The sequence below is a fragment of the Rhodopseudomonas sp. genome, from assembly GCF_036404135.1.
GTDB lineage: Bacteria > Pseudomonadota > Alphaproteobacteria > Rhizobiales > Xanthobacteraceae > Rhodopseudomonas_A.
Genome location: NZ_DASWPE010000094.1, coordinates 37409 through 52892, shown reverse-complemented (window position 1 = coordinate 52892; position 15484 = coordinate 37409). Strand labels below are relative to the sequence as shown.

Annotated in this window: 15 protein-coding genes; 5 read left to right on the top strand and 10 right to left on the bottom strand. The window is 66.5% G+C overall.

Annotated elements, in window-relative coordinates:
• Nucleotides 1–174 precede the first annotated feature (174 nt).
• The 5 genes from VGC77_RS10890 to VGC77_RS10870 are packed head-to-tail and all read right to left on the bottom strand — an operon-like array spanning nucleotide 175 to nucleotide 4531.
• Entirely contained in the window at nucleotides 175–852 is a 678-nt protein-coding gene (locus VGC77_RS10890) for an AprI/Inh family metalloprotease inhibitor (protein ID WP_414709643.1), read from the bottom strand.
• Between the two features lie 41 nt (nucleotides 853–893).
• Nucleotides 894–1874, bottom strand: a complete 981-nt coding sequence (locus VGC77_RS10885; protein ID WP_331171581.1) for a 2-hydroxyacid dehydrogenase — start codon at nucleotides 1872–1874, stop codon at nucleotides 894–896.
• On the bottom strand, nucleotides 1874–2695 hold the full coding sequence (locus VGC77_RS10880; protein WP_331171580.1) for an ABC transporter permease: 822 nt from the start codon (nucleotides 2693–2695) through the stop codon (nucleotides 1874–1876). Before VGC77_RS10880 ends, VGC77_RS10885 begins: the two co-directional genes overlap by 1 nt.
• The gene (locus VGC77_RS10875; protein ID WP_331171579.1) at nucleotides 2692–3501 is read right to left on the bottom strand and encodes an ABC transporter ATP-binding protein; all 810 of its coding nucleotides are present in this window, start codon (nucleotides 3499–3501) and stop codon (nucleotides 2692–2694) included. The genes VGC77_RS10880 and VGC77_RS10875 overlap by 4 nt, the downstream gene beginning before the upstream one ends.
• 10 nt (nucleotides 3502–3511) lie before the next feature.
• Nucleotides 3512–4531 carry an ABC transporter substrate-binding protein gene (locus tag VGC77_RS10870; RefSeq protein ID WP_331171578.1) on the bottom strand — a complete coding sequence of 340 codons (1020 nt, stop codon included), beginning with the start codon at nucleotides 4529–4531 and terminating at the stop codon, nucleotides 3512–3514.
• A 164-nt stretch (nucleotides 4532–4695) separates the two neighbouring features.
• Between VGC77_RS10870 and VGC77_RS10865 the strand changes: the two genes are divergently transcribed.
• Complete coding sequence (locus VGC77_RS10865; RefSeq protein WP_331171577.1) at nucleotides 4696–5508, top strand: creatininase family protein; 813 nt, start codon at nucleotides 4696–4698, stop codon at nucleotides 5506–5508.
• 34 nt (nucleotides 5509–5542) lie between these two features.
• On the opposite strand, the gene VGC77_RS10860 is transcribed toward VGC77_RS10865, so the two are convergent.
• Nucleotides 5543–7168 (bottom strand): FMN-binding glutamate synthase family protein, encoded by a 1626-nt coding sequence (locus VGC77_RS10860; protein WP_331171576.1) that lies wholly within the window; start codon nucleotides 7166–7168, stop codon nucleotides 5543–5545.
• 273 nt (nucleotides 7169–7441) lie between these two features.
• Here VGC77_RS10860 and VGC77_RS10855 point away from each other — a divergent pair, with 273 nt between their 5' ends.
• Together VGC77_RS10855 and VGC77_RS10850 are read left to right on the top strand one after the other, a co-directional pair.
• Nucleotides 7442–8437 (top strand): hypothetical protein, encoded by a 996-nt coding sequence (locus VGC77_RS10855; RefSeq protein ID WP_331171575.1) that lies wholly within the window; start codon nucleotides 7442–7444, stop codon nucleotides 8435–8437.
• The gene (locus tag VGC77_RS10850) at nucleotides 8430–9746 is read left to right on the top strand and encodes a bifunctional folylpolyglutamate synthase/dihydrofolate synthase (protein ID WP_331171574.1); all 1317 of its coding nucleotides are present in this window, start codon (nucleotides 8430–8432) and stop codon (nucleotides 9744–9746) included. Before VGC77_RS10855 ends, VGC77_RS10850 begins: the two co-directional genes overlap by 8 nt.
• A gap of 170 nt (nucleotides 9747–9916) precedes the next feature.
• Here VGC77_RS10850 and VGC77_RS10845 read toward each other — a convergent pair whose 3' ends face one another.
• Genes VGC77_RS10845 through VGC77_RS10830 form a run of 4 tightly spaced genes read right to left on the bottom strand, consistent with a single transcriptional unit; the run spans nucleotide 9917 to nucleotide 12870 of the window.
• Nucleotides 9917–10693, bottom strand: coding sequence for a MetQ/NlpA family ABC transporter substrate-binding protein (locus tag VGC77_RS10845; RefSeq protein WP_331171573.1), 777 nt, complete (start codon nucleotides 10691–10693; stop codon nucleotides 9917–9919).
• A 29-nt stretch (nucleotides 10694–10722) separates the two neighbouring features.
• Nucleotides 10723–11388 (bottom strand): methionine ABC transporter permease, encoded by a 666-nt coding sequence (locus VGC77_RS10840; RefSeq protein ID WP_331171572.1) that lies wholly within the window; start codon nucleotides 11386–11388, stop codon nucleotides 10723–10725.
• On the bottom strand, nucleotides 11378–12484 hold the full coding sequence (locus tag VGC77_RS10835; RefSeq protein ID WP_331171571.1) for a methionine ABC transporter ATP-binding protein: 1107 nt from the start codon (nucleotides 12482–12484) through the stop codon (nucleotides 11378–11380). The genes VGC77_RS10840 and VGC77_RS10835 overlap by 11 nt, the downstream gene beginning before the upstream one ends.
• 44 nt (nucleotides 12485–12528) lie before the next feature.
• Entirely contained in the window at nucleotides 12529–12870 is a 342-nt protein-coding gene (locus VGC77_RS10830; RefSeq protein ID WP_331171570.1) for a hypothetical protein, read from the bottom strand.
• 14 nt (nucleotides 12871–12884) lie between these two features.
• Here VGC77_RS10830 and VGC77_RS10825 point away from each other — a divergent pair, with 14 nt between their 5' ends.
• On the top strand, nucleotides 12885–13676 hold the full coding sequence (locus tag VGC77_RS10825; RefSeq protein WP_331171569.1) for a MetQ/NlpA family ABC transporter substrate-binding protein: 792 nt from the start codon (nucleotides 12885–12887) through the stop codon (nucleotides 13674–13676).
• A 101-nt stretch (nucleotides 13677–13777) separates the two neighbouring features.
• Complete coding sequence (locus tag VGC77_RS10820) at nucleotides 13778–15118, top strand: phenylacetate--CoA ligase (protein WP_331171568.1); 1341 nt, start codon at nucleotides 13778–13780, stop codon at nucleotides 15116–15118.
• Nucleotides 15119–15484 lie beyond the last annotated feature (366 nt).

Below are 15484 nucleotides of genomic sequence, written 5' to 3'. Positions count from 1 at the left end.
CGGGTTCGATGGAACGACGGACGAAGGCCCAAGCTGAGGTTCGGGCTTCAAAGCCCTCGGATGACCCGGTCTCTCGTCCGCCACCGCGCGAGACAGCCTACCGCCTCGCCCAGCAGAATTTAAGTTACAAGGATGACGGCTCCCCCCTCGCTGTAGCGCGCACTACGCGCCTACTTACTGCCGCAACAGGATCAGCGGATCGACGCTGTCCGGGGTGCGGCGCCACTGCGCGTTGTCGTCGGCCTCGAACCGCCAGACCTCGCCATTGGCCGACATCAGCAGCAAGGCGCCGCGTTCCAGCCGCCACATCGTCGGCGCGAACGCCGCCACCGCCGGATCGCAGCGCGGCTTCAGGAACACCTGGAAATTGTCCGGCGCGGCCTCGGTGTTGGTCAGCGTCAATCCGCAGATCGATTGGCCATTGCCGCGCACCATCGACCAGTCGCCGATCATCTGGTCCATCGATTTGGCGAGCGAACGCGCCGCGATCAGGTTCTGCAGGATGTAGATACCCTCGCCCGAGCGCAGCCCTTCGAGAATGCCGCTTTCCACCTCGGTAAAGTCGATCACCGATTGCCCCGCCGCGTCCTGCAGCCGCACGATGTCGAGGCCCTTGAGACTCCAGCCGGCGATCTCCTTGGTGAACGGCAGCGCCGCGGCGCAGGTCGGCTCCAGCTCGAGCCGGAAGCCTTGCGCGGTGGCCTCGTTCTTCAAGGTGACGACGCAGGTCTTGCTGCGCTCGGCGGTCGACAGCTCCCACTGCCCGAGCATCTGCTTCTTCAGCGCGCCGGCATCCTGCGCCCACGCCGGGGCTTCGCCGGACAGCCATGCCGCGAGCGCCGCGACAACCATGCCGCAGCCGAGCCGCAGCAGAAATCCGGCGTTCGCCATGGTCAGCGATCCTTCACCGGGGTTTCCGCAATCGGCGTCAGCGGCTTTTTGCCGTCGAACCAGGCTTTCAGATTGTCGACCACCAACTGATCCATCGCGTCGCGCGTCACCACCGAGGCCGAGCCGATATGCGGCAGCAGCACCACGTTGTGCAGTGCGCGCAAGTCGTCCGGCACCCGCGGCTCATTGGCGAAGACGTCGAGCCCCGCCGCCTGGATGGTGCCCGCCTGCAACGCCGCGATCAGCGCCGCTTCGTCGATCACCGAGCCGCGCGCCACGTTGATGACGACGCCGCGCGGCCCCAGCGCCGCCAGCACCTCGGCGTTGATCAGTTTCGCGGTGGCGGCGCCGCCGGGAATGATCACGATCAAGGTATCGACGGCTTTCGCCATCTCGATCAGGTTCGGATAGTGCTGATAGCCGACGCCGGCCGCGGCGTGCCGGGAGTGATACACCACCGGCACCTTTGAGGCTTCCAACCTGCGGCCGATCGCCTGGCCGATCCGCCCCATGCCGACGATGCCGACCGTGCGGTCGCGCAACGAGCCCTTGCTGAGCGGAAAATTCCGGCTCTGCCACGCCCCGGTTCGCACGTGGCGATCCGCATTGATGAAGTCGCGCAGCGTCGCGATCAACAGGCCGAGTGCCACGTCGGCGACTTCTTCGGTCAGTACGTCCGGGGTGTTGGTGACGATGATGCCGTGGTCGCGCGCATAAGCCGCGTCGACGTGGTCGTAGCCGACGCCGAACGACGAGACGATTTCCAGCTTGGGAAACCGCGCCAGCACCGCGCCGGAGGCCGGCACCAGCCCGGTGACCGCGACGCCGCGAATCCGCTCGACGACGGCGGGGCTGAGCCGCTCGAGGTCGGCCAGCTGCACCGCTTGATGCAACCCGAAGCGATCCGGAAAGCCTTCATTGATCAGCGGCTTGTCAGGTCCGTAGAGCAACAGATCGACGGTCTGCGAGGTCCCGTTCGGCATCAAACATCCTTTCCCAGCGCGCTTTCGTGCCAGCGCCGCAGCAACAGATGCGAGGCCAGCGCCAGCAGCCCATAGATGACAATGCCGGCCAGCGAGAGCAACAGCAAGGCCGCGAACATCCGCGGAATGTTGAGCCGATAGCTCGACTCGGCGATGCGATAGGCAAGTCCCGAGCCGGCGCCGGCGGAGCCCGCGGCGATCTCGGCGACCACCGCGCCGATCAGCGACAGCCCGCCGGCGATGCGCAAGCCGCCCAGCATGGTGGGCAGCGCCGCCGGTAGCTTCAGCCGCCAAAGCGTCTGCATGCGCGACGCGCCGTAGAGCTGGAACAGCCCGGCGAGATTGCGGTCGACCGAGTTCAACCCGAGCGTGGTGTTGGCCAGCACCGGAAAGAACGCCACGATGAAGGCGCAGGCGATCACCGCGGTGTCCTGCGGCAGATAGATCAACAATAGCGGCGCGATCGCGATCACCGGCGTCACCTGCAGCACGATCGCATAGGGCAATAGCGAATATTCCAGATAGCGCGACTGGTTGAACAGAATCGCCAGCGCGATGCCGCCCACGGCCGCGGCGAGAAACCCCTCCAGCGTGGTCCACAGCGTGGTGACGAGCGAGGCGGACAGCACCGGCCAATCCGCGATCAGCGTGTGCAGCACCAATCCAGGGCCGGGCAGCACATAGGGCGGGATGTCGTTGAGCCGCACGAGGAGATGCCAGCCGGCAATCGCCAGTGCCAGCACCACCATCGGCAGCGCGACCTGCAACAGCCGCGCCGCCGCGGCGCCGCGCCCCTCGGAGGATTCGCCAGCGCCGCTCATGCCGGCTCCGTGGCGCGGGCCAGCGCGTCGGAGACCTCGCGGCATCGCGCGGCATAGGCCGCCGAGCTGCGAAACGCCGCGCCGCGCGGCTCCTCGGCACTGACGCGAAATTCGGCGGCGATGCGGCCCGGCTTCGGCGTCATCACGATCACCCGCTGCGACAGATACACCGCTTCGAACACCGAATGGGTGACGAACACCACGGTCTTGCGCAGCTCGCGCCACAGCGTCAGGAGGTCGTCGTTGAGGCGAAACCGGGTGATCTCGTCGAGCGCGGCGAACGGCTCGTCCATCAGAAGAATATCCGGATCGGTGACCAACGCACGCGCCAGCGACACCCGCATCTTCATGCCGCCGGAGAGTTGGCGCGGCAGCGCCTCGGCGGCGTCGCGCAGGCCGACCCGCGCCAGCGCATCGTCGACCCGCGCGGCGATCTCGGCGCGCCCGGCATGCGCCAGTTGCAGCGGCAGCGCGACGTTGCCGCGCACGCTCGACCACGGCATCAGGGTGGGCTCCTGGAACACGAAGCCGATGGCGTGTTCGCCGCGCCGTGCCGCCGGATGCGCGGCAAGTTCAACGGTGCCGCCGCTCGGCTGCGCCAGCCCGGCGATCAGCCGCAGCGCGGTGGATTTGCCGCAGCCCGACGGCCCCAGCAGCGAGACGAATTCGCCGCGGCCGACGGCGAGGTCGAGCGGCCCCAGCGCTGCCGCGCCGCTGCGATAGCGCTTGGTGACGCCGCGCAGCTGCACCGCGACGCCACCTTGCGGCGCAGGCTCGGTCGCGGTCGGGAGGGCGGGGTCGCGCATCGGCTTGGTCTCAGCGCTTGGTCCGCAGGTCGAGACCGACGCCCTTGTTGGCGAATTGCAGGGTGTAGGATTTGCGGAAATCGAGGTCGCGCGGCACCACGCCGGCGCGCACCATCTTGCCGAAGAAATCCGCGATCCGCTCGTCCGACATCGCGCCGATGCCGTTGCTCAGCGAATCACCTGAATCGACGATGCCGTACTGCTTCATGGTCGCCACCGAATAGGCCAGCATCTCGTCGGTCATTTCCGGATTGAGGCTCTTGATCCTGGCGTTGCCGGGCGCGTTGTCGCCGTACAGATAGTTGTACCAGCCGACGATCGAGGCGTCGACGAAACGCTGCACCAGGTCACGCTTCTTGTCGACCAGCTCGCGACGGGTCTCGATCAGCGTCGAATAGCTGCTGAAGCCGTAATCGGCGAGCAGCAGCACCGTCGGCTTGAAGGCGGCCTGCTTCTCGATCACATAGGGCTCCGAGGTGACGTAGCCCTGCATCGCGCTCTTGCGGTCGAACAGGAACGGCTGCGGGTTGAAGGTGTAGGGTTTGACCTTGGCGGCGCTGAAGCCGTATTCGGATTTCAGCCACTGGAAGTAGCTGGCGACGCCCTCCTTGGAGATGAACAGCGTCAGCGGCTTGAGGTCTTCGAGCTTGCCGACCTTGGCCTCCGGATGCGCCAACAGCACTTGCGGGTCCTTCTGGAACATCGCCGCCACCGCCACCACCGGCACGTTGTTGGCGACCGCGTCGAAAGACTGCAGCGTATTGGCGCTCATGAAGAAATCGAGCTTGCCGGCGACCAAGAGCGTGCGGTTGTTGATGTTGGGGCCGCCCGGCACGATGCTGACCTCGAGCCCGTAGGCCTTGTAGGTGCCGTCGGCCGCGGCCTGGAAGAACCCGCCATGCTCGGCCTCGGCCACCCAGTTGGTGCCGAACGACACCTTGTCGAGCTGGTCCTCGGCCCGGCCCGGCGCCGCCAGCGCCAGCAGCACCAGGCCGGCGGTGAACGCTCGCGACATATGCCCACGGCTCATGATTGGACTCCGTCGGTGGTTTTGGCCCATGATGGTGCCGGACTGGTGTATGAGCGTGGGTGGTTTCCGAAGCTCTCGATGGGTTTGCGGAATCAGGCTCTGGGCGGACATTGTAAGGACCGGCGGGCGGCCCCGCAAACGCCGGTGGAGACGCATCGCGACCGATGACAGCCATCCCTCCTCGCGACTGGACGGCGATCCGCTGGCCGGATTTCACCGACACCGACGCGGCGCGCTGGATCGCCGTGCTGCCGCTGGCCGCCACCGAGCAGCACGGCCCGCATCTGCCGCTCGGCACCGATATTTGCATCGCCGAGGCCTACCTTTCGCGGGTCCGCGCGCTGCTGCCGGCGTCGGTTCCGGCGAGCTTCCTGCCGCTGCAGCCGGTCGGGATTTCCACCGAACACATCGCTTATCCGGGCACCCTGACGCTGCCGGCCGAACTGGCGATCGCGGCCTGGAGCGCGATCGGCGACAGCGTGGCGCAAGCGGGCTTGCGCAAGCTGGTGATCGTCACCAGCCATGGCGGCAACAGCGCGGCGATGAGCCTGGTCGCGCAGACGCTACGCGCCCGCCACGGCATGCTGGCGGTGACCACCTCGTGGTCGCGGTTCGGCGTGCCGGAGGGGTTGTTCGACGCCGACGAGCTGCGCCACGGCATCCATGGCGGCGCGGTCGAGACCTCGATCATGCTGGCGCATGCCCCCGAGCTGGTGCGCGGCGACCAGATCGCGGATTTTCAGCCGGCCAGTCTGGCGATCGAGCGGCAGTTTCAGAGGCTGTCGACGCAGCGCCCGGCGCCCTTGGCGTGGCAGGCCGAGGATCTCAACCGCAGCGGCGCGGTCGGCGACGCGACAAAAGCCTCCGCCGAGGCCGGACGGCTCTTGATCGCGCACGGCGCCCGCGCCTTCTGCGAATTGCTCGACGACGTCGATCGCTTCGACCTCGCCACGTTCGGCCACGCGCCGCAGGCGTAGGTCGACCGGCCCACCGAAGCGCGTCGGCACGAACCTACAACGCCGCGGCGAAGGAATCCGCGCGCGCCAGCGCCCAGGCGTCGCGGAACCGGATGTCGCTGGTGCCGTCGATCAGTTCGCCGGGGCGCAACTGCGGATACAGCCGCGCGAACGAGCGCACTTCCGTCGTCGAGGTGCGCTGCGAGAAATGGATCGGCCGCAGCTCCTGCGGGTGATCGAGCCCGGCGGCGGCAATCAGTTCCGCCAGCGCCTGCAGCATCGCCTGATGATAATTATACACCCGCTCGATCTTGTGCGGCACCACCAGCGCGCGATTGCGGCTCGGGTCCTGGGTGGTGACCCCGGTCGGGCAGCGGTCGGTGTGGCAGCTCAGCGACTGGATGCAGCCGAGCGCGAACATGAAGCCGCGCGCCGAGTTGCACCAGTCGGCGCCGATCGCCATGGCGCGCGCCATGTCGAAGGCGGTGGCGATCTTGCCGGCGGCGCCGATCTTGACGCGATCGCGGGCGTTGATGCCGATCAGCGCGTTGTGCACGAAGCTGACGCCCTCGCGCATCGGCATGCCGAGGTGGTCCATGAATTCCAGCGGAGCGGCGCCGGTGCCGCCCTCGGTGCCGTCGACCACGATGAAGTCCGGATAGATGCCGGTTTGCAGCATCGCCTTGCAGATCGCCAGAAACTCCCAGGGGTGGCCGATGCACAGCTTGAAGCCGGTCGGCTTGCCGCCGGACAATCGCCGCATCTCCTCGATGAACTCCATCAGCTCCAGCGGAGTCGAGAACGCCTTGTGATAGGCCGGCGAGATGCAGTCCTCGCCCATGCCGACGCCGCGAATCCTGGAAATCTCCTCGGAGACTTTCGCCGCCGGCAACACCCCGCCATGGCCGGGCTTGGCGCCCTGGCTGACCTTGAGCTCGATCATCTTGATCTGGTCTTCGCGCGCCACCCTGGCGAATTCCTCCGGGTTGAACGAGCCGTCCGGGTTGCGGCAGCCGAAATAGCCGGAACCGATCTCCCAGATCAGATCGCCGCGATGCTCGCGGTGATAGGGGCTGACGCCGCCTTCGCCGGTGTCGTGGGCGAAGCCGCCCTTCTTCGCGCCGCCGTTCAAGGCCCGGATCGCGTTCGGGCTGAGCGCGCCGAAACTCATCGCCGAGATGTTGAACACCGAGGCCGAATAGGGCTTGGCGCAGTCCGGGCCGCCGACCGAGAGCCGGAATTGCTGTTCGGCATTGGGCCGCGGCGCCACCGAATGGTGCATCCATTCATAGCCCTCGCGATAGACGTCCTCCTGGGTGCCGAACGGCCGTTTGTCCAGCACCAGCTTGGCGCGCTGGTAGATCACCGCGCGGGTGTCGCGGCTGAACGGCATGCCGTCCTTCTCGCTCTCGAAGAAATACTGCCGCATCTCCGGACGGATTTCCTCCAGCAGGAAGCGCAGATGCGCCGAGATCGGGTAGTTGCGCAGCACCGCGTGGCTCTGCTGGATCAGGTCGCGGATGCCGAGCAGCGTCAGCGCGCCGAACAACAGCAGCGGCAGCAGCACCAGATCGAACGCCTTGGGGTCGGCAATTCCGATGCCGAGCAGCAGCAGCGAGGCGGCGGCGCAGATCGTCAGCGCAATGAACCGCGGCGAAAACGGCAGCAGCAATGTTTCCATGGAAATCCCCGCGGCGATCCGCGCCGAGACCGGCGCGCCCTCGCAGCACTACGAGGTCGATCGATCGAATCATCAGGCGTCGCGCCGGCGATGTGGCGCGGCGCGACCCTACAGCAATTCGCCGCCGCGGTGTACTCTCGGCAGCGCCGGGGCCACGGCCGCGCCGAACCCAAATCGCCGGTGGCTTTGTCGCGAAAAATTGCCGAGATTGCGACGGACTCCCTGTGATTCCTGACCCCGCTCCATCGTTTGCCCCGCCATCGCCGGTGACTCATGTCGTTACTAAACTCGATCCGACAGTCGCAGCCGAATTGTCGCGCCGACCAGTCGATCTATGCGGAATTTGCCGCGCGCGCCTTCGGGCTGAGCTACCGCGATCTCGACGGCGGCACCGGGCTGGCGTTCAGCGTCGGCTCGGCGCGGCGGACCATCTACTTCGGCGGCGGTCGCTGTTCATTCTATCCGCAGAACCACGCCACAGCGGCGACGCTGGCCAACGACAAATATCTCGCCAATGTGGTGCTGGGCGATGCCGGCGTGCCGACGCTCGGTGGACAGTACTTCTTTCTGCATCAGCGCTACCGCGCGCACCGCCCGCCGGGCCATGAACGCGCCGACGCGCTCGGCTATCTTCAGCACCTGGGAGGCCGAAGCTTCGCCAAGCCGCTGAACGGCTCGCGCGGCGATTTCGCGCAGATCGTCGAGGGCGAGGTGGCGCTGCTCGGCTATCTCGACGAGGTGGCGCGCTATTACGACGCGGTGCTGCTGCAGCCGGTGGTGAGCGGCGACGAACATCGCGTCTTCGTGCTCGGCGACGCCGTGTTGTACGCCGCGCGAAAGCATCCGCCGGCGCTGCGCGGTGACGGGGTGCGCAGCCTGCGCCAATTGTTGCAGGCGCGCGAGCAGGCGCTGCAGCCGCATGGCATTTCCGCGGCGCTGCCGGACGACGCCGCGCTCGACGCCATCCTGCGCGACGGCGAGGTGTGGCCGATTCCCGGCCGGATGAACCGCAGCGCCGGCGGCCGCATGGTGCTCGAGGCGCCGGCACCGGAGCAGGCGGCCATCGCGCTGTCCGCGGTGCGCGCGCTCGGGCTGCGGGTCGGCGCGGTGGATCTGTTCGTCAATATCGGAGCCGTGCCCGGCGCGATCCGGGTGATCGAGGTAAACGCCAATCCGTCGATCCGCTCTCTGGAAGATTGCGACCGCGCCGATCTGATCCTGCGGATCTGGCGCGACACCTTCACGACGATGGGACTGCTCAATGTTTGACCTGCCGAAATATGGCGAGGGGCCGTGCCTGGCGAGGCTCGCCGACCTGCTTCACGTGCTCGGCATCGACCGCGCGCGGCTGCAGCGTGGTTCGGTGGTGGTCACCGGATCGAACGGCAAGGGCTCGACCGCGGCGTTCTGCGCCGCGATCGGCCGCGCCTATGGCTTGAAGACCGGGCTGTTCAGCTCGCCGCATCTGTATCGCTTCAACGAACGGTTTCAGATTGGCGCCACGCCGATCGACGACGCGACCTTGACGCGGCTGATGGCGACGGTGTCCGGCGCGATCGCGCAAGTGGCGCAGCGCCGCGGCGAACGCTTCGGCGCATTCGAAGCGCAGTTCGCGCTGGCCTGCCTGTGGTTTCAGGAGGCGGCCTGCGATTTCGCCGTGCTCGAAGCCGGCATCGGCGGCCGCTACGACCCGGTGCGGCTGGTCGGCGCCGGCGTCAGTTGCGTGGCGTCGGTGGATTATGAGCACGTGCAACTGCTCGGCGATTCGCTGCAGATGATCGCCTCCGACAAGACCGATGCCTGCGCCGCCGGCGGCCGGGTGATCTATGGCGAGAACTGCCGGGCGCTGCGCGATCATCTCGCCGAATACAATCGCAACCGCGGCGTCGACGGCGTCTATGTCCGCGACGAGATCGTGATCGGCAACGAGCGGGTTGCGGCGGCGGCGCAGCGCTTCGATCTGGCGTTCGACGAGCATCGCTTCCAGGAGCTGGAAACCCAGCTCGTCGGCAGCTTCCAGTTCAACAATGCGGCGATCGCGGTCGCGCTGTTCGTGGGCTGGCTGCGGCAGCGCCGGCCTGATGCGGCGCCGGCCTCGATCGAGGCCGCGGTGCGCGCGGGATTGCGCGACACCCGCTGGGGCGGCCGGCTCGAACTGATCCGCCAGCAACCGCTCACCGTGGTCGACGTCGGCCACACGCCTGATGGTATTCGTCAGGCGCTGACCAGCTTGGCCGCGATCCATGGCGCGCGGGACTGGATCCTGGTGCTGGGGGTGTCGCGCGACAAGAAATCCGACGAGATCGTGCAGGCGCTGGCGCCGGCCTTCGACCGCATCGTCTGCTCCAGCGCGCAGCACAAGGGTGGCGATCCGGCGGCCATCGCGCAAGCCGCCCACGCGGCCAATCCGCGAGCCGACATTCGCATCGCCGCCACCGTCGCCGAGGCGGTGCGCGAGTCAACCGCCTGGGCGGACGCGACCGGCGGCCGGATCTACGTCGCCGGCGGGCTGTTTCTGGCGATCGAATATGCCCAGATCACCCGCGGCGGCCGGGCGGAGGAGCTGGATTTTTTCTGAAAGTGCGAGGCGACACCGTCATTGCGAGCCGAGATCGGCGCGCAGCGCCGAGCGAAGAGCGAAGCAATCCAGCGGCCGCGCGCGGAGCCCTGGATTGCTTCGTCGCGAAAGCTCCTCGCAATGACGGGGCTGATGCCTCGTCATTGATCGTCGTCACCATCCGCGCGCGACTACCACGCCGGCAGATAGGTGCCCTTAAAGCGCGTTTCGATGAACTGCCGCACCGGCTCGGAGTGATAGGCCGCGATCAGCTCTTTGACCCAGGGCTTGTCCTTGTCCTCCTCGCGCACCGCGAGGATGTTGACCCAGGGGCCGCCGGGGGGTTCGTGCGCGATCGGGTCGGTGACCGGGTTGAGCCCGGCCTGCACCGCGTAATTGTTGTTGATCGACACCAGATCAACGTCCGGCAGCGAGCGCGGCAATTGCGCGGCGTCGAGTTCGACGAAGCGCAGCTTCTTCGGGTTCTCGGCGATATCGGCAACCGAAGCCGCGGCGTTGCTGGGGTCCTTCAGCTTGATCAGGCCGTTCTGGGCGAGGATCAACAACCCGCGCGCGCCGTTCGACGGATCGTTGGCGATCGCCACCTTGGCGCCGGTCGGCAGATCGGCCAGCGTCTTGTATTTGATCGAATAGACGCCCTGCGGCGAGATGATGGTGTCGGCGATCTTGACGATCTTCCAATTGGTCTTGGAGAGCTGGTTCTTCAGGTAGGGCTCGTGCTGAAACGAATTGGCCTCGAGGTCCTTCTGCGCCAGCGCCTGGTTCGGCACCACATAGTCGGTGAATTCGACCACCTTGATGTCGAGGCCGCGCTCGGCGGCGACCTTGCGCACCACGTCGATGATTTCGGCGTGCGGGCCGGCGGTGACGCCGACCCGGATGGTTTCGGCCTGCGCGGTCCCGATCAGGGCGGCGAGCGCCAGCAGCGACGCAGTCAGTAAACGCATGACAACTTCTCTCCTGTCAGATCTGCGGCTTACGACTGCCGCGAGCGCTTGTCGAGCCGGCGCGCCAGCGTGTCGCCGAGCGTCTGCACGCCCTGCACCAGCGCGATCAGCACCAGCACCACGGTGAGCATCACCTCGGGCATGAAGCGCTGATAGCCGTAACGAATGCCGAGATCGCCGAGCCCGCCGCCGCCGACCGCGCCGACCATCGCCGAATAGCCGAGCAGGCTGACGATGGTCAGCGTCAACGCCAGCGTCACCGCCGGCATCGCTTCCGGCAGCAGCACCTTGCGCACGATCTGCAAGGGGCTCGCGCCGAACGCCCGCGCCGCCTCGATCAGGCCCTGATCAACCTCGCGGATCGCGGCCTCGATGACACGGGCGATGAACGGCACCGCCGCGATGGTCAACGGCACGGTTGCCGCCGCGGTGCCGATCGAGGTGCCGGCGATCAAGCGCGTCAGCGGCACGATCGCCACCACCAGGATGATGAACGGCGTCGAGCGGGTGGCGTTGACGATCAGCCCGACGATGCGGTTGGCGACCGGGGCCGGAAACAATTCGTTGGCGCGGCTGGTGGCGAGAAAGATGCCGAGCGGCAGCCCCAGCGCGGTGCCGAACAAGCCCGACAGCCCGACCATCATCAGGGTGTCGAGCGTCGACCAGAAGATCATGTCGATGAGTTCAGGCGACATAGCCAAGATGCTCCACCGCGCTGCCGGCGGCCTTCAATTGATCCGACACCTGGCCGACCAGCTCGGGCGCCGAGGGGATCGACACGATCAGCGTGCCGAACGGATGGCCGGCGATCATCTCGACCTGGCCATAGAGAATGTTGATGTCGATGCCGAACGAGCGGGCGATCTGCGACAATAGCGGCTGGCCGGCGTCGCTGCCGCGGAACGAGACGTGCAGCACCGCTTCGTCCTGCGGCGCGCGCTCGGCCTTCAGCCGCGCCAGCAGCCAGTCCGGCGTCTGGCTGCCGGTCACCGAACTGACGAAGCGCTTGGTGACCTCGTGCCGCGGCGAGGCGAACACCGTGTAGGTGGTGCCTTCCTCGACGATGTGGCCGCGCTCCAGCACCGCGACGCGGTCGGCCAACGCTTTCACCACCGCCATTTCGTGGGTGATGAACAGCACGGTCAGCCGCAATTCGGCGTTGATCCGCTTCAGCAGTTCGAGAATTTGATCGGTGGTTTCCGGGTCGAGCGCCGAGGTGGCCTCGTCCGATAAGAGCACCTTCGGGCTGGTGGCGAGTGCCCGGGCAATGCCGACCCGCTGCTTCTGGCCGCCGGACAATTCGGCGGGGTAGCGGTCGCGCTTGTCGGCGAGGCCGACCATGTCCAACAGCGGCAGCACGGTGTTGGCGATCTCGCGCTTGCCGACGCCGGCGATCTCCAGCGGCAACGCGATGTTGTCGAACGCGGTACGCGATGACAGCAGGTTGGAATGCTGGAAGATCATGCCGATCGAGCGCCGCTGCCGGCGCAGCGCCGGTTCGTCGAGCGAGGTGATCTCGGTGCCGTTGACGATCACCCGGCCCCGGCTCGGGCGTTCGAGGCCGTTGATCAGCCGGATCAGCGAGGATTTGCCGGCGCCGCTGCGGCCGATCACGCCGACGATGCTGCCCTCCGGCACGTTCAGATTGATGTCGTCGAGCGCCACCACCTCGGCGCTGCCGGGGCGCGCCGGATAGGTCTTGGCGACATTCTCGATCGAAATGCCGCTCGGCGCGGTCGAAGCTGGCAACTCCACGGGCGCTCCGATTGGCTGGGGCCATGGTGCATTCATCGGACGGGATTCTCGCTAGCGTGGTTGTTGCGAACTGCTCGTCGTCACCGATTATCCAGAAACCGGCGTTGCCGCAATGCACGCTGACCACAAAGCAAGGCGATGATCGCAGGATTGCACGGCGCGGGCAATTCCTTCTCCGGATCAGGGGCTATGCGGGATAAAAAACTATCCCGAAGTCCCGGCTCCGGCCCGCGGCGCCGCACCGCACCGGCGTTTCTGAGAGAACATTTATCTTCTTGAAGGTACTGCGGCGGCGCTCCTCGGATAAAATCTCTGAAAATATCCAAGACTGAAGAAATTTCCTCTCTTTCGGCGTGAAAATACAAAATTGACTGGAACCTCCGCGCCGCTAGCTTGCCGGCAAGCCAGCCGAAGCCCAGCACCAGGAGTTCTCGCCATGAAACTAACCCGCATCGCGGCCTTTGTCGCGGCAGTCGTGCTGGCCGCGGCCGGCCCCACCAAGGCGGCCGATCCGCAGCTGATCCGGATCGGCGTCACCGCTGGCCCTTACGCCGACATCCTGCGCTATGCCGGCGAATTGGCCGCCAAACAGGGCATCCAGCTCAAGATCGTCGAGTTCACCGACTACACCGTGCCGAACGCGGCGCTGGCGCAGGACGATCTCGACATCAACAATTTCCAGCACCAGCCCTATCTCGACAATCAGGTGGCGCAGCGCGGCTACGACATCGTGCCGATCGCCAAAAGCATCATCGTGCCGATCGGGCTGTATTCCAACAAGGTGACGAAGATCGAGCAGATCCGCGACGGCGCCACCACCGCGATCCCCAACGATCCGTCGAACGGCGCCCGCGCGCTGCAGCTGTTCGAGAAGGCCGGGCTGATCAAGCTGAAGCCGGGCGCCGGCATCAAGGCCACCGTCGCCGACATCGCGGAAAATCCCAAGCATCTGAAGTTCAACGAGCTCGACGCCGCGCAATTGCCGCGCTCGCTGAACGATCTCGACTTCTCCGCGGTCAATCTGAACTACGCGCTGAACGCCGGGCTCGACCCGAAGAAGGCGCTGATCCTGGAAGACGCCGACAGCAACTGGAATCTGGTGTTCGCGGTGCGCGCCAAGAACAAGGACAATCCGACGCTGAAGAAGTTCGTCGAGATCTATCGCTCGCCGGAGGTCAAGCAATTCGTCGAGAACAAGTTCAACGGCACCATCCTCACCACCTGGTAGCCGAGCGCTCGATTCACACCGGGGCCGGCAGCTTCGCCGGCCTCGCGCATTTTCCGACCCGACTAAGTTGCGCCGCGCAGCAATCGATGAATGGACGTCCTATGACTTCGCACCCCACCGACGACCGCCCCTATTGGGACGCCAAACTGGAAACCCAGAGCCGCGCTGATTGGGACCGGCTGAAATTGTCGCTGCTGCAAAAGCACCTGGCGCATGCCTATGCCGGCTCCCCGGCCTATCGCGCGGCCTTCGACGCCGCCAAAGTGCATCCCGATCAGGTCAAAAGCCTCGACGACATCCGTCGGTTTCCGTTCATCACCAAGAGCACGCTGCGCGACCGCCAGCTCGCGGTGCCGCCGCTCGGCGATCTGGTCGCGGTGCCCGAGCGCGACATCGTCTATCTCTCGGCGTCGTCGGGCTCGACCGGGGTGCCGACCGCTTCGCCGTTCACCGCGCAGGATTTCGACGCCTGGATCGATTACGAGGCGCGGCAATTCTGGTCGTCCGGCATGCGCCCCCACGATCGCTACGCGCATTCGCTGAACATGTCGCTGTTCATCGGCGGGCCCTGCGTGCTCGGCGCGCAGAAGCTCGGCGCGTTGACCATTCACGCCGGCACGCTGCCTTCGGAACGGCTGCTGCAGATCCTCAAGCAATTCCAGGCCACCATCATCTGGACCACGCCGTCCTACGCCTGGTATCTCGGCGAGACCGCGGTCAAGGAAGGCTACGACCTGCGCAAGGACCTCAGCGTCAAGCGGATCTTCGTCGCCGGCGAGCCCGGCGGCTCGATCCTGGAGACCCGCGAGCGGATCGAGCAGCTCTGGGGCGCCTCGGTGTATGATTACTACGGGCTGTCGGACATCTTCGGCTCCTGCGCCGGGATGTGCGAACAGAAGAGCGGGCTGCATTGGGCCGAGGATCACATCCTGGTCGAAGTGATCGATCCGGACAGCGGCGAGCCGGTCAAGCCCGGCGACCGCGGCGAGATGGTGCTGACCACGCTGCAAAAGAGCGCGCGGCCGATGATCCGGTTCCGCACCGGCGACATCGTCAGCTTCAATCCGGAGCCGTGCCGCTGCGGCCGCACCGCGATTAGGCTCAACGGCGTGCACGGCCGGCTCGACGACATGCTGATCATCAAGGGCGTCAATTTGTTTCCCAGCGACGTCGAGGCGGTGGCGCGCAAGGACCACGAACTGACCGGCGAATATCGGCTGATCGTCGAGCGGATCGACCATCTCGACCGCCTCACCGTCGAGGTCGAGCACGTCCGCGGCTATAACGGCCAGCACGACGATCTGCAGCACCGCTTCGTGCGGACGCTGAAGGCGGTCACCGGGGTCACCGCGCAGGTCAATGTGCTGCCGCCGGATACGCTGCCGCGCGCCACCCACAAGGCCAAGCGGGTCGAGGATCGCCGCAGCGGGGTGTGGAGCTGACCCGGCTCTCAAAGTCTCTCTCAAACAGCGATTGACGACATCCTATTGAGGTCGTCACTGCGAGCCGAGGACGGCGCGCAGCGCCGGCCGAACAGCGAAGCAATCCAGGGGCTACGCGTGAAGCCCCTGGATTGCTTCGCATCTCACGCGGCGCTGCGCGCCGCGTTCGGCTCGCAATGACGGGAACCGTAACCCGCTCGGCCGCGACCTCCACATTGCTCGGTCCACTTTCCTCGATCCGCCTTCATCCGACCTCAACCATCCCCGACGTCAGGTGCCCTCGCGGCAGGCCCGGGCGGCGCCGGGCGTAGACCGGCGGCCCGGCTTGCGGCCTTTATAGCGTTTTCGAGCGAAGTGGCTCCCGGT